At 43.0% G+C, this 14,011-nt stretch carries 9 protein-coding genes; 5 read left to right on the forward strand and 4 right to left on the reverse strand.

Annotation, left to right across the window (positions count from 1 at the left end):
- Window position 1: 1 nt before the first annotated feature.
- Together WKU26_RS07470 and WKU26_RS07475 are read right to left on the reverse strand one after the other, a co-directional pair.
- Window positions 2-1,036 (reverse strand): HlyD family secretion protein, encoded by a 1,035-nt coding sequence (locus tag WKU26_RS07470; protein WP_178265798.1) that lies wholly within the window; start codon window positions 1,034-1,036, stop codon window positions 2-4.
- A 16-nt stretch (window positions 1,037-1,052) separates the two neighbouring features.
- Window positions 1,053-2,360, reverse strand: coding sequence for a TolC family protein (locus WKU26_RS07475; protein WP_269878777.1), 1,308 nt, complete (start codon window positions 2,358-2,360; stop codon window positions 1,053-1,055).
- Window positions 2,361-2,463: 103 nt separating this feature from the next.
- Here WKU26_RS07475 and WKU26_RS07480 point away from each other — a divergent pair, with 103 nt between their 5' ends.
- The 3 genes from WKU26_RS07480 (at window position 2,464) to WKU26_RS07490 (ending at window position 7,138) form a co-directional block, all read left to right on the forward strand.
- Window positions 2,464-3,267 (forward strand): AraC family transcriptional regulator, encoded by an 804-nt coding sequence (locus tag WKU26_RS07480; protein WP_340321490.1) that lies wholly within the window; start codon window positions 2,464-2,466, stop codon window positions 3,265-3,267.
- 137 nt (window positions 3,268-3,404) lie between these two features.
- Window positions 3,405-4,628: an alkaline phosphatase family protein gene (locus tag WKU26_RS07485; protein ID WP_340321491.1), complete on the forward strand. Its 1,224-nt coding sequence runs from the start codon at window positions 3,405-3,407 to the stop codon at window positions 4,626-4,628.
- A gap of 17 nt (window positions 4,629-4,645) precedes the next feature.
- Window positions 4,646-7,138, forward strand: coding sequence for an alpha-N-acetylglucosaminidase (locus WKU26_RS07490; protein ID WP_340321492.1), 2,493 nt, complete (start codon window positions 4,646-4,648; stop codon window positions 7,136-7,138).
- A gap of 235 nt (window positions 7,139-7,373) precedes the next feature.
- Here the strand turns inward: WKU26_RS07490 and alaS are convergent, their stop codons facing one another.
- Window positions 7,374-9,992, reverse strand: a complete 2,619-nt coding sequence (gene alaS, locus WKU26_RS07495) for an alanine--tRNA ligase (protein ID WP_340321493.1) — start codon at window positions 9,990-9,992, stop codon at window positions 7,374-7,376.
- Between the two features lie 134 nt (window positions 9,993-10,126).
- Between alaS and WKU26_RS07500 the strand changes: the two genes are divergently transcribed.
- Window positions 10,127-11,095 (forward strand): M23 family metallopeptidase, encoded by a 969-nt coding sequence (locus tag WKU26_RS07500; protein ID WP_178266167.1) that lies wholly within the window; start codon window positions 10,127-10,129, stop codon window positions 11,093-11,095.
- 22 nt (window positions 11,096-11,117) lie between these two features.
- Entirely contained in the window at window positions 11,118-11,465 is a 348-nt protein-coding gene (locus WKU26_RS07505; RefSeq protein WP_178266168.1) for a MerR family transcriptional regulator, read from the forward strand.
- Window positions 11,466-11,552: 87 nt separating this feature from the next.
- Here the strand turns inward: WKU26_RS07505 and WKU26_RS07510 are convergent, their stop codons facing one another.
- Complete coding sequence (locus WKU26_RS07510) at window positions 11,553-13,847, reverse strand: RelA/SpoT family protein (protein ID WP_340321494.1); 2,295 nt, start codon at window positions 13,845-13,847, stop codon at window positions 11,553-11,555.
- Window positions 13,848-14,011 lie beyond the last annotated feature (164 nt).

Here is a 14,011-nt window from a genome sequence, read left to right on the forward strand (position 1 = left end):
TTTAGAATTTTACGGTACATTCTACATTCATACCGGCACGGAGGCGTTCGAGATCTTCCGGACGGTTGTTGTGTGTAAATTCTATACGTACCGGGATGCGTTGCTCTACTTTTACAAAATTGCCGGCAGAGTTGTCTTGCGGTATCACCGAATAGAATGAACCGGTCGCGTCGGAGATAGAAGAAATTTGTCCTTCGTATTCTATTCCTGGAATGGCATCAACTTGTATCTTGACCAGCTGTCCTTTTTGCATGTCTGTAGTCTGGGTTTCTTTATAGTTGGCAATAACCCATTTTTCTGTACCGTCTACCAGAGTGACCAGTGTCTGTCCGGATTGTACCAGCTGTCCTTCGTGAATATCCTTGCGTCCGGTTACTCCGTCGGTTGTAGCACGGATAATGGTATACGAAAGGTTCAGTTTGGCCAGATTCAGTGCTGCTTCTGCCAGTTTGATAGCCGACTCGTTTTGTTCCAGACGCTGAGTCTGTTCCTGCTTCATGAGGGAGGTAGACTGTTTCTGTCTCAGTAGCTGTTCATACCGTGCTTTGGTAGCAGCATAATCAGTTTTCACCCGGTCGAACTGTTGGGGAGTTACCGCTTCTTCTTTCATCAGTTCCTGGTAACGTTTGTAGTCGGTTTCAGCATTCAGCAGGCGTACCCGTTGCTCTTCGATAGCTGCTTCGGTTACGAAAATGTTGTTTTGTGTGGTGTTGATAGTTGTATACATGGCACTTTTTCCAGCCAGAGCATTCTGATAGTCGGCTTCTGCTTGCGCTACTTTCAGGCGATATTCGGTATCGTCTATAATAGCCAGTGTATCTCCTTTCTTCACTCTCTGATATTCTTCAAAGCAAATTTTCTTGATAAATCCCTGTACTCGTGTATTGACAGGAGTCAGATGTTGTTTGATTTGTGCATTGTCTGTATATTCGTTGCTGCCGAGGCGGATAAATTTTCCGCTTATCCAGCTTATACCTCCTGCCAGTACAAGCAGTATGATGAAATTGGGGATGGCTCTTTTCTTATTTTTTATCATGAGTATATAGGGTTTATTATAGTGTTCCGTTTAATTTCTTGAGCAGATAATATTGGTATAGAATATTAATCTGGTCGTTGGTCAGTTGTAATTCGGTGTCCAGCTGCGTATTGCTTGCATCCAGCATATCGGTAATCAGTGACAAACCATTTAGGTAACGGTGCTTTACGATATTGAAGTTCTCGTGTGCAAGCTGTACACTCTTCTGCTGGGTCTGAAGTCGGGTATAAGCTTCGTTCAGTCCGATGTAAGCGGCATGAATGGCATTGTCGAGTTCTTCTTCTGCCAGTCTTCTTTGTTCCTGTGTCTTAAGCGTGGAGATACGTGCCTGTTTCAGTTTCTTTTTGGTTTTGAACAAGGCGTCCAGATTGTATGAGACAGAGACTCCCGCAAACCAGTAGTTGAAATTATTGTTCAACGGTGGTACTTCTACAAGAATGGGACCGGTAAAATCATTGGTAGCGGTGAGGTTGATATGGGGCCTTCTTTCCGCCTTAATCAGGCGTTCCTCGTTTTGCTTTAGTTGTATTTGGTTATCGGCCATTTGTAGTGCGGGAGCATTCAGCTTTCCTTCTTTCCAGGCTGTTTCGCTCTGTCTCGCAATCTGTATGTTTTTAAGTTGTGCTGTATCAGGCTGTATAATTGTACCTTCCGGCAGTCCGATGGTACTGGCCAGATGCTGGCATAATATATTCTTCTTGTTCAGAACGGAAGTCAGTGCCAGTTTCAGATTCTGAAGCTGAAGCTCATAGCGTGTAATGTCGCTCTTCAAAGCTGTTCCCTGGCTGTAGGCTGCTCGCATATCTTTCACCAGAAGCTGTGTCTGTTCGATATTCTTTTCGTACACCGTCTTTTCATTATTCAGCTGACATATATCCAGGTAGTAGCCGATGAGCAGGAAACGTATATCCTGGCGGTTACTGTCGTATTCCAGTTGGGCATTCCGGTGCATCAGCTTACTCTTCTCGATGTTTCCGCTGATGCTTCCCCCGCTGTAAACTACCTGACTTGCCTTCAGAACAAATGTATTTCCAAAGTGAGGCATGTCTGCATGTATTCCGTTTGAAAAATCCCGGTCGGTCATACAACCGTCTCCAATGTAGTTGAGAGTCAGTTCGCTGTGAATGGATGGAAGTCGCTTGTCGCGTGCAACTTTAATCCCTTGAGCGGTTTCTTCCGTGTGAAGTGTGTGTACCCGTATGCTTTTGCTGTTCTCGTCAGCCAAGTGGAACATTTCGTCTATACTGAGTATACGAGTCTGGGCATCGGATGCAGCTCCTGAAAAAAGCAATCCGATGCAGAAAAACCAATACCTATTCTTCATGTAACCTTTTCTGTCTATTTCAATTTGTGCATGCAAAAATAAACCTTTAACTTTGTTCTGAATTTTCAATTAATGCAATAAAATTATCAAATCATGCCAACCGATGAATGGAGAACAGAAATCGTATATTGCGACTATAAACAGTTCACAACCTGAAGAAATCTTTATAAAAAAAACAGGTTGGGAAGAAATTGTTCTACCTGCTCATGCTCATAATAAGGAACAGATTATCTATACTTTGTCGGGAACGCTAAGGGTACAGATTGGCAATACGAATTATTTTGTACCGGAAAAACACATAGCCTGGATACCGGCTGGAGTAGAACATGAGCTATGCAGTCACAATCGTCTGGTTTCGCTGGTTATCTTTTATTTGTCATTTGAGGAGACTGATGTGATGAATGGCTTTTCCATTTATAATACCACTTCGGTAATAGCAGAAAATTTAAAGTTCATTGCTTCGAAAGGCAAATTGATTCGAAGAGATACACAAGCCGATTTGTTTCAGTTTACTTTGAGCTTCTTTAAGCTACTTCCCTCTATGAGTCCGGTCAGAGAGATTCTTCTAAAGACACTGGTGATTCCCGACGATCAGCGCCTGGTACCGGTGTTACATTATATAACAGACCATTGTGGCGAGAATTTGAAAATAGAAACGGTAGCAAAATACTTTGGATTTTCGGTCCGTAACCTGAGCCGTTTGTTTTTCCGCTCGAATATCCGTTTTAGTCTGTTTCTGAATTATCAGCGAGTGACGAGGGCTATTGAATTGCTGGCCGACAGGGAGAAAACTTTATCGGAAATAGCTTATGAAGTAGGTTTCAGTACTCCCAATAATTTTAATCGGGTGTTCAGGCAGATTACAGGAATGTCGCCCGGGCAATTTGTAAAGATGAAAAACGAGTGATATAAATAAAGTGTTATTTTTGCAGACCTTATAATCTGAGTCTATCTTGTTTTATATTCCATACCTAAGAAATTGAATGGGGAATTGCAGGTAATGAAATTTATAGAAAAAAGATATTAATAAATAGACATGAAATTATGAAAAAGTACTTGATTGTTGCAATTTGCGTATTGTTTCCGATTTTGCTTTATGGTAAAACCCGTAAAGTGGTGTATGTGGTGTTGGATGGTATACCGGCTGACTATATAGAGCGTGTTCATCCTAAATATATATACGATATAGCTTCGCAAGGAGGATATGCCCGTGCTTATACCGGGGGAGAAATAGGCGGTTATTCGCAGACTCCTACCATTTCGGCAATTGGCTATATGAATATATTGACTGGTACATGGATGAATAAGCATAATGTAGATGGAAACTCTAATTTGAAACCAAACTATAATTATTGGTCTTTATTTCGTATCGCTAAAGAACAGAAGAAAAACTACACAACTGCAATCTTTTCTGGCTGGACCGATAACCGTACTGTTTTGATTGGGGAGGGGAAAAAAGAAACCGATTATCTGAAGATAGACTATGTCTTTGACGGCTATGATAACGATAAGGTAAATTTTCCTCAGAAGAAAGACGAGTTGCATATCTTTGATATTGATTCTGTAGTAAGTAAAGCTGCAGCAGATTGTATACGTAAGGATGCTCCTGATTTGAGTTGGGTTTATTTGTGGTATACAGACTCTGGTTTTCATATCTATGGTGATGGAAGTTTTATGGATCAGTATGTCAATAAGACAGACGAACTGGTCGGACAGATATGGGAGGCTGTCAAGTATCGTGAAAAACATTTTGATGAAGAATGGATGATTATTGTCACGACCGACCATGGAAGAGGAGAAAGCGGACATCATCATGGAGGGCAGTTGGCACGCGAAAGGAGTGTGTGGGTTTCAACGAACAGTAACCAGTTGAATGCACAGTTCAGACGTCCTACATTGGCTTTGGTTGATATTCTTCCTTCTATTTGTCGTTTTATGGGATTTGATATACCTCAAGACGTTGCTTTCGAACAAGACGGTATCTCTTTCTATGGGGCGACAGATATTTATAACTTGACGACACATCCTTATGATAATTTGGTGAAACTTAATTGGCAGTCAGATAAAACTGATGAGGAGGCTGTAGTATATATGTCTGTGACAAATCATTATAAAGATGGGGGGCATGATCAGTGGATGGAATTAGGACGGGTAAAAGCTTCTTCCGGTCAGTTTGTTGTTGACTTGGGTAAATATCCTGCTTCAAAATTCTATAAGTTTGTAGTAAAAACTCCGAATACAATTCTGACCCGATGGGTGTATAAATAACAAATAAGAACTATTACATGGGAAAACACATTTTTTTATTTTTATTTTATCTGTTGGCTGGAGAGGTGCTTGGATGCGCTCAGCAGACAAAAGCTGTACGTGAACTGATTCAACGTGTTTCCGGCCGGCAGGATATCCCTGTGTCATTGAAGTTGAAACAGGATAAGGACAGTACGTATTATCAGTATGAGGTGCAGGATGGAACATTGCGTATTCAGGCCTCGGATAATGTATCTTTATGTCGTGGCTTTTACGACTATATAAAGGATAATCAATGGGGAATGTATACATGGAGTGGGAATAGTATTACTGTCCCCGGCGTATTGCCCGACCAGTCTTTTGTAAGAACTGTTTCTCCTTTCTCCAATCATTATTATTTTAATGTCTGTACTTATGGATACTCCATGCCTTACTGGGATTGGGAACGTTGGCAACAGGAAATTGACTGGATGGCTCTGCATGGCATTAATATGCCGCTGGCTTTAGTAGGCTATGAGGCAATTATAGCACGTGTATGGAAAAAAATGGGGCTGACTGATGAAGAAATAGAACATTATTTTGTAGGACCTGCTCATTTACCATGGATGCGTATGGGAAATGTAAGTGGGATAGATGGTCCTCTTAATGAAGACTGGCATCGGAAACAAATCGCTCTTCAACATAAAATATTGGATAGAATGCGCTCCTTGGGTATGAAACCCATTTGTCCGGGTTTCCCGGGGTTTATTCCTCAGGAGTTCAAGCGTATTCATCCGGAACTGGAAATAATCGAGACACATTGGGGAGGTGCTTTCTCCAACTGGATGATTTCTCCTCAAGAGCCTTTATTTAAAGAAATAGGTACGGCATTTATCCGTGAATGGGAGAAAGAGTTTGGAAAATGCGATTATTATCTGGTAGACAGTTTTAATGAAATGGAAATTCCTTTTCCTGAAAAAGGAAATCCTGAACGGTATGAGATGGCAGCCTCCTATGGTAATAGTGTATACGAATCAATTAGGAAGGCTAATACCAAAGCTGTATGGGTGATGCAGGGATGGATGTTTGGGTATCAGCGGCATATCTGGGATTATGAAACTTTAGGAGCCTTGGTATCGAACGTTCCTGATGATAAAATGCTGTTGCTTGATCTGGCTGTGGATTATAATAAGCATTTCTGGCATTCCGAAGTAAACTGGGAATATTATAAGGGCTTTTATAATAAACAATGGGTATATAGTGTGATACCTAATATGGGAGGTAAGGTAGGAATGACCGGGGTACTTGACTTTTATGCCAATGGTCATTTGGAAGCTTTGGCCTCACCTTATAAAGGGAAACTGATTGCACATGGAATGGCTCCGGAAGGTATTGAGAATAATGAAGTGTTGTATGAACTGGTAACAGATGCCGGTTGGAGCTCTCGCCGGATAGATGTGCGCAACTGGTTGAAGGATTATTCGGAAAACCGTTATGGAAAAGCCTCTGCCGATATTACGGCTGCATGGAATTATCTGTTGAAGTCGGTATATGGTACTTTTACCGACCATCCTCGTTTCAATTGGCAGTTCCGTCCGGGTACTGTTAAAGATGGTTCTATTAATATATGCGAAGACTACTTTAAAGGGTTGGAATGTTTTGTGGATGCTGCAGATGAATTAGGGGATAACAAGATGTATCGAGTTGATTTGGCAGAAATGGCCACTCAGTATTTGGGTGGAAAAGCTGAGATTTTGACGAAGATGATCGATCAGGAGTATTTGTTGGGAGATACTTTACAAGCTTGTTTTCTTCAAAGCCGGTTTGAAACTTTGATGTTGGGAATGGACGCTCTTTTGAGCCAGCATCCTACACTTCGTTTGGAACGTTGGCTGGACTTTGCACGGAAGGCTGCTGAAACACTGGAACAACAAAAGCAATATGAAAAAAATGCCCGTAGAATTATAACTATTTGGGGACCTCCTGTCGATGATTATGCAGCCCGTATTTGGAGCGGACTGATAGAAAGTTATTATTTAGGCCGTTGGAAGAATTATTATACCAGTCGGACTCAGGGAATAGATTTCGATATGCCTGCTTGGGAGCGTAATTGGGTAGAGAATCATCAGGGTACAGATTATGAATGGGGGACGATTGATGTGGTGGATTTCTCTAAAAAGATGATCGCATTATCAAAAGATATTTCGGAAAAGGACTTGAAATTGAATCAGCCTAATTTGATAGGAGTATGGAGCTTGGGAGATAAGGAAACCAAAGAGGTGAAACTGAATCTTTCTGCCCGTATGCTGGAAAAAATGAAGGGAATTTCTATAGAAATCATAAAGGGAAGAAAAGAGATAGAGGCGACAGGCTTTATACTTGAGGCAGATGGAAAACTCCTTGCTTCATCTGATGATGTAAAGAGTCTGCAGGAAAAAACTACGTATCCAATTGTTCTGCCGGAAAAGATACAGGCTAATAATGGATGTGTCCTGACTGTTCGTTTTACCTCTTCTTCGGGTAAAGCTGCTGGTGTGATTTTGCTTGAATAATCACGTTAAAAACGCGACTTGTCACGTTGGCTGATGATACAAGTATCGAAAGGCAACGATACAAGTATCGTATGCCAACGTGACAAGTCGCGTTTTTTGCGTGTATTATTGCCGCTTTTTGTTCAATATTAAAAGAGCTTCAATTGCTTTGGGTATCCAAATACAAAAATGTCATTCTCCACAGGAAACTGTTCCGGGAGAATGACATTTCTTATATAGAGGGATTCTGTTGAAATCAGAATCCTGCCAATTCGATAATCTTATCGACAGCTGCACTCAGTCCGTCGGGGTTCTTACCACCGGCTGTAGCAAAGTGAGGCTGACCGCCACCGCCACCCTGAATCAGTTTGGCAGCTTCGCGTACCAACTGGCCTGCGTTCAGTCCGGCTTTCACCTGGTCTTCGCTCATGGTTACAGTCAGCAACGGTTTGTTTTCGAATACGCTACCGATAGCAACGAACAAGTTTTCAGGGAACTGTCCTTTCAGCTGGAAGGCAATGTTCTTCACAGCGTCAGCCGGAATCGGAAGTACAGTGCTGATTACTTTCACACCGTTTACTTCTTTTGCATTTTCAATCAGCTTGTTCTTGACAGAAGCTTCTTTTTCTTTCATGAATTCTTCCATCTGTTTCTTCAAGCCTGCATTTTCGTCGATATATTTTGTAATAGCAGCTTTCAGGTCAGGAGCATTGTTGAACAGTGCTTTCAGGTCGCTGATAGTATCCTGTACCATGTCGAACATTTCTTCTACCTTAGCACCGGTTACAGCTTCGATACGGCGTACACCTGCAGCTACAGAACTTTCAGAAATAATTTTCACCATACCGATTTTTCCGGTAGCCGATACGTGAGTACCTCCACAGAACTCGATAGATGAGCCGAACTGTACGACACGTACTTCGTCGCCATACTTTTCACCGAAGAGAGCGATAGCACCCAGTTCCTTTGCCTTTTCGATAGGCAGGTTACGGTATTCAGTCAAAGGTACGTTTTCACGAATCTTTGCATTGACCAGATGTTCCACTTCACGAATCTGTTCCGGAGTCACTTTCTGGAAGTGAGAGAAGTCGAAACGGAGTGAGTCTGGAGTAACGAGTGAACCTTTCTGTTCTACGTGTGTACCCAATACCTGACGCAATGCTTCGTCCAGCAAGTGTGTACAAGAGTGGTTAGCTGCACAAGCCGCACGTTTGTCTGTGTCTACACAAGCCATCATCGGAGCTTCCAGATGTTCGGGAAGTTTCTTGGCAATGTGGATAGGAAGATTGTTTTCCTTCTTGGTATCGATGATTTCGATAGTCTCGAATTCGCTTACCAATACACCGGTATCACCTACCTGACCACCGCTTTCTGCATAGAACGGAGTATCGCTCAATACAATCTGGAACAGTGTCTGGTTTTTCTGTTTTACCTGACGGTAGCGCAAGATGCTGGTTTCATATTCAGTATAGTCGTAACCTACGAAAGTAGTTTCACCTTCTTTCAGTGTAATCCAGTCGCCTGTTTCTACGGCAGCTGCATTGCGGGCACGTTCTTTCTGTTTCTGCATTTCTGCTTCAAATCCTTTCACGTCGGCAGACAGACCGTTTTCGCGGAGAATCAGTTCTGTCAAGTCGAATGGGAATCCGAAGGTATCGTACAATGTGAAAGCATCCACTCCGCTGATTTCAGTTTTTCCGGCAGCTTTTGCTTCGCTCATAGTCTTGTCCAACAGGCGGATACCGGTTTCCAGTGTACGGAGGAATGATTCTTCTTCTTCTTTGATTACTTTTTCAATCAGAGCCTGCTGTGCTTTCAGTTCCGGATAAGCACCACCCATGTTTTCAATCAGCACCGGTACCAGACGGTACATGAATGCCTGCTTCTGTCCCAGGAAGGTATATGCATAGCGAACGGCACGGCGGAGGATACGGCGGATTACGTAACCGGCCTTGGCGTTAGACGGAAGCTGTCCGTCGGTGATAGAGAAGGCGATGGTACGGATGTGGTCTGCCACTACGCGCATGGCTACATCTGTCTTTTCGTCATCACCGTATTTCTTGCCCGACAAGTCACCGATTACTTTGATGATAGGCTGGAATACGTCTGTATCATAGTTTGATGTTTTTCCCTGCAAGGTACGTACCAGACGTTCGAATCCCATACCGGTATCGATTACTTTTGCAGGCAATGATTCCAAAGAACCGTCTGCTTTACGGTTGTACTGCATGAACACCAGGTTCCAGATTTCGATAACCTGCGGATGATCTTTGTTTACCAGCTGGCTTCCCGGTATAGCTGCTTTTTCTTCTTCCGAACGAGAGTCAATGTGGATTTCCGAGCAAGGACCACAAGGACCTGTATCACCCATTTCCCAGAAGTTATCGTGCTTGTTTCCGTTGATGATATGGTCTTTCGGGAAGAATTGTTCCCAATAGCCGGCTGCTTCGTCATCGCGAGACAGACCTTCGCTTGGGCTTCCTTCGAATACAGTTACATACAAGTCTTTCGGATCGAGTTTCAGCACGTTCACCAGATATTCATATGCCCAGCTGATAGCTTCTTTCTTGAAGTAGTCGCCGAATGACCAGTTACCCAACATTTCGAACATGGTATGGTGGTAAGTATCGTGACCTACTTCTTCCAGGTCGTTGTGCTTACCGCTTACGCGCAAGCATTTTTGTGAGTCTGTTACACGGGTATATTTCGCAGGATGATTACCCAGAATAATGTCTTTAAACTGGTTCATACCTGCATTGGTAAACATCAGAGTAGGGTCGTCTTTGATGACCATTGGTGCAGAAGGCACAATCTGATGTCCTTTCGACTCAAAAAACTTGACGAATGAGTCGCGGATTTCGTTTGCTGTCAACATAATGCTTATAATGTCTTGTAGTTAATATTCTCAAATTTGATTTGCAAAGATAATCGGTTTTATTATTTTTGTCCGTATGTTTGATGCAAAAACTTGAACCGTTGCATCTTAAAATTCTTCAAAACTAGATTTGAATGCGTAAAGTCTATTATATCTATAACCCTCAGACACGAACGTACGATCGTATTTATCCTACCATGCGGCAGAGGGTACAGAGCTATTTAAGACGCCTGTTCGTGGGGATGGGTTTGGGAGCCGGCAGTTTTATTTTGCTGTTGTGGATTTTCGGCTCTCCTTCCGAAAAAGACCTCCGTGTAGAAAACTCTCGCTTGCTTGCTCAGTATAATATCCTTTCTACCCGTCTGGATGAAGCGCTGGATGTGATGCAGCATCTTCAACAGCGTGATGACAACTTGTACCGTGTCATTATGCAGGCCGATCCTGTGAGTGATGAATTGCGTAATGCCAGTTATGGGAAAACAAACCGTTATGAGGAATTGATGGATATGGCCAATAAGAATCTGGTGATAAATACTACGCAAAAGATGGACTTGCTCGCACGAAGGGTGTATATTCAGTCCAAGTCGTTCGATGAGGTGGTGAATCTGTGTAAACGGAATGACGAGATGCTGGCTTGTATTCCTGCCATTCAGCCTGTATCGAACAAAAATCTGAAGCAGACAGCTTCCGGATATGGTACACGTATCGACCCTATCTATAAGACTGTAAAGTTTCATGCAGGTATGGACTTCTCTGCTGATATCGGTACACCGGTGTATGTAACGGGTAACGGAAAGGTTGTGAAGGCTGGTTGGGAAGGGCTGTATGGTAATTGTATCTTGATTGACCATGGCTTTGGGTATGTGACACGTTATGCACATCTGAGTAAGATAAAGGTAAGGGTAGGACAGAAAGTGGTACGTGGTGAGGTGATTGGTGAAGTGGGCTCTACAGGAAAGAGTACCGGACCGCATCTGCATTATGAAGTACATGTCAAGGGGCAGGTAGTGAACCCTGTCAACTATTACTTTATGGATTTGAGTGCTGACGATTACGACAAGATGATTCAGATTGCTGCCAACCACGGCAAGGTATTCGATTAATATAGAGGGAGGATACGTGATTATGGCATTGAAGACAGAAAAAAAACTGAAACTGTATTATTCCATTACAGAGGTGGCAAAGATGTTCGGAGTAAACGAATCTTTGCTGCGTTATTGGGAAAAAGAATTTCCTTTTCTTTCTCCTAAAAAAGCTGGGGGGAATATCCGTCAGTACACACAGGCGGATATCGAGAATGTCAGACTGGTGTATCATCTGGTGAAGGAAAAGGGAATGACACTGGCCGGTGCCAAGCAGCGCCTGAAGCAGAATAGGGAGAGTGTGGTGAGTACGGCAGAGATAGTGGATCGGCTGAAACGGGTAAGGGAAGAATTACTCAGTATGAAACGGGAGTTGGATTATCTCACTTGAATGAGTGGAGGAAATTTAAAGTATTCCATTTTACTATATAATAAAGGCTTTTCTTCTTGAGGAAGGAAAGCCTTTATTTATACTGTTTTAGTCTGCAATTACATCGTCGAAACTTTCGATGCGGGTAACCCTCTTGATGTTCTCTACACTCTTGAGGTTACTGCAGATGGAGTTTACATCATCTACATCGTGTACGAAGAGTTGGATACGTCCTTCGAAGATACCGTCGACAGATTCGATGTTCAGCTTACGGATATTTACATTGAGTTGCTGTGAGATAATCTGTGTTACCCTGTTCAGCACTCCGATACCGTCGATACCTTTTACATAGATGTTCACCGGGAAGTCCAGTGCCTTTCCTGTATCCCATTCTACAGCCAGCAGGCGGTTGCCGAAGCTCGTTTTCAGTTGGGTGGCAATGGGGCACTGCCGTTTGTGTATCACGATACGGTTGTTGTCATCGATATATCCCAATACATCATCCCCCGGAATCGGTTTGCAGCAGTCGGCAAGGATATAGTTCTTCTGAATACCATCCGGAGTAATTTTCAGAATTTTCTTCTTGTCTACGTTAAGCGGTTCCGGTGCTTTTTCCGGCTTGGTTTCGTTCTTTGGACGGATGTTTCCAAATGCAAACGATATATATTTTTTCCAGTTGGTAGGACTTGGTTTTTCTTTCAGTTCATTGCGGTCTGCTTCTCCCAGGATGATGACCTTCTGTCCGATTTGTTGTTTCAACTCTTCGGGCGATTTCAGGTGATGCAGCATACAGAGTTTCTTGATATTTTCTTCTGTAGCCGGAATATTTTCCTGCTTGAAGAAATCGTGCAGCATTTCTTCTCCCTGTAATTGCTGTTCTTTCCGTTCACGCTTTAAAATAGCCTGAATTTTGGTTTTTGCTTTGGCTGTAGTAGCAAAGTTTATCCACGAGGCCTGTACTTTTTGTGATTTGGAAGTAAGGATTTCTACCTGGTCACCACTCTGTAATTTATGGCTCAGCGGTACCAGTTTATGATTAACCTTGGCACCGATACAGTGACTACCCAAGAATGTATGGATAGAAAAGGCAAAATCAAGAGCCGTACAGTTTTGTGGCATGGTCTTGATTTCTCCCTTTGGAGTAAAGACAAATATCTCTGAAGCAAAGAGGTTCATTTTGATTGTATCAAGGAAATCCAATGCATCCGGTTGCGGATCGTCCAGTATTTCCTTAATGGTTTTCAGCCATTTGTTCAGTTCGCCTTCATCCTCGCTGCCTCCACCTTCTTTGTATTTCCAGTGTGCAGCAAATCCCTGCTCTGCTACATCATCCATGCGCTCGCTGCGGATTTGTACTTCAATCCACTGCCCTTTATTACTCATCAGTGTGACGTGCAAAGCCTGATATCCGTTGGCTTTCGGGTGGCTTACCCAGTCGCGCAGACGGTCGGGATGAGGCTTGTATATTTTCGAGATGGCCACATAGATATCAAAGCAGTCGTTCAGTTCTTCTTCCTCGTTGCGGGGAGTAAAGATGATACGTACTGCCAGAATATCGTATATCTCTTCAAAGGTAATATGCTTGGTCTGCATCTTGTTCCATATAGAATATGGCGACTTGATGCGTGCTAAAATCCGGTACGGGATACCCATCTTGTCCAATTGGGTACGGATGGGAGCTGTAAACTCTTCAAACAGACTGTCCCGTTCTGCTTGAGTCGCTTCCAGTTTATCTTGTATTTCTTTATAGGTTTCCGGATGTTCGTATTTGAAGCTAAGGTCTTCCAGTTCTGTTTTGATACGGTTCAGTCCCAGACGGTTGGCAAGAGGTGCATAGATGTAGAGTGTCTCTCCGGCAATTTTGTATTGTTTGCTCGGAAGCATGGAGCCCAATGTACGCATGTTGTGCAGGCGGTCGGCTATCTTGATAAGAATCACCCGGATGTCATCGTTCATGGTAAGCAGCAACTTCTTGAAGTTTTCTGCCTGAGCCGATGCACGGTCACCAAAAATTCCTCCGGATATTTTAGTCAGTCCGTCTACAATCTGGGCTATTTTAGGGCCAAACAGGTTTTCGATATCTTCTACGGTATAGTCGGTATCTTCTACGGTATAGTCGGTATCTTCTACCACATCGTGCAGGAGGGCAGAACATATCGACGTAGAGCCTAAGCCTATTTCCACACAGGCAATACGGGCTACGGCAATAGGGTGCAAAATATAAGGCTCACCCGAGCGTCGTCTGACACCCTTGTGTGCTTGTTTGGCAAAATTGAAAGCTTTGGTGATTATCTCTACCTTTTTGCGATGTCTGCTTTCCAAGTATCGGTCTAAAAGTTCCTGAAAGGCTGCATTGATTTGCTTTTCGTCGGCTTGCTCCTGCGTTAATTTTTCATCCGTCATGGTGTACCTCCTTCAATCTATATGCAAAAATAGACAAAATTCGTTATTAATCAAGAATATTGCCTTTTTTTTATCTTGTAATCTGCATGTGTGGTCGCTGGAAATTTACCTGATTTCGAAAGAGGGCTGTACTGCCTCTGTCCGGCAGCCGGATCACTGCCGGA

Source organism: Phocaeicola sp. HCN-40430, assembly GCF_037890285.1.
GTDB classification, from domain to species: domain Bacteria; phylum Bacteroidota; class Bacteroidia; order Bacteroidales; family Bacteroidaceae; genus Phocaeicola; species Phocaeicola acetigenes.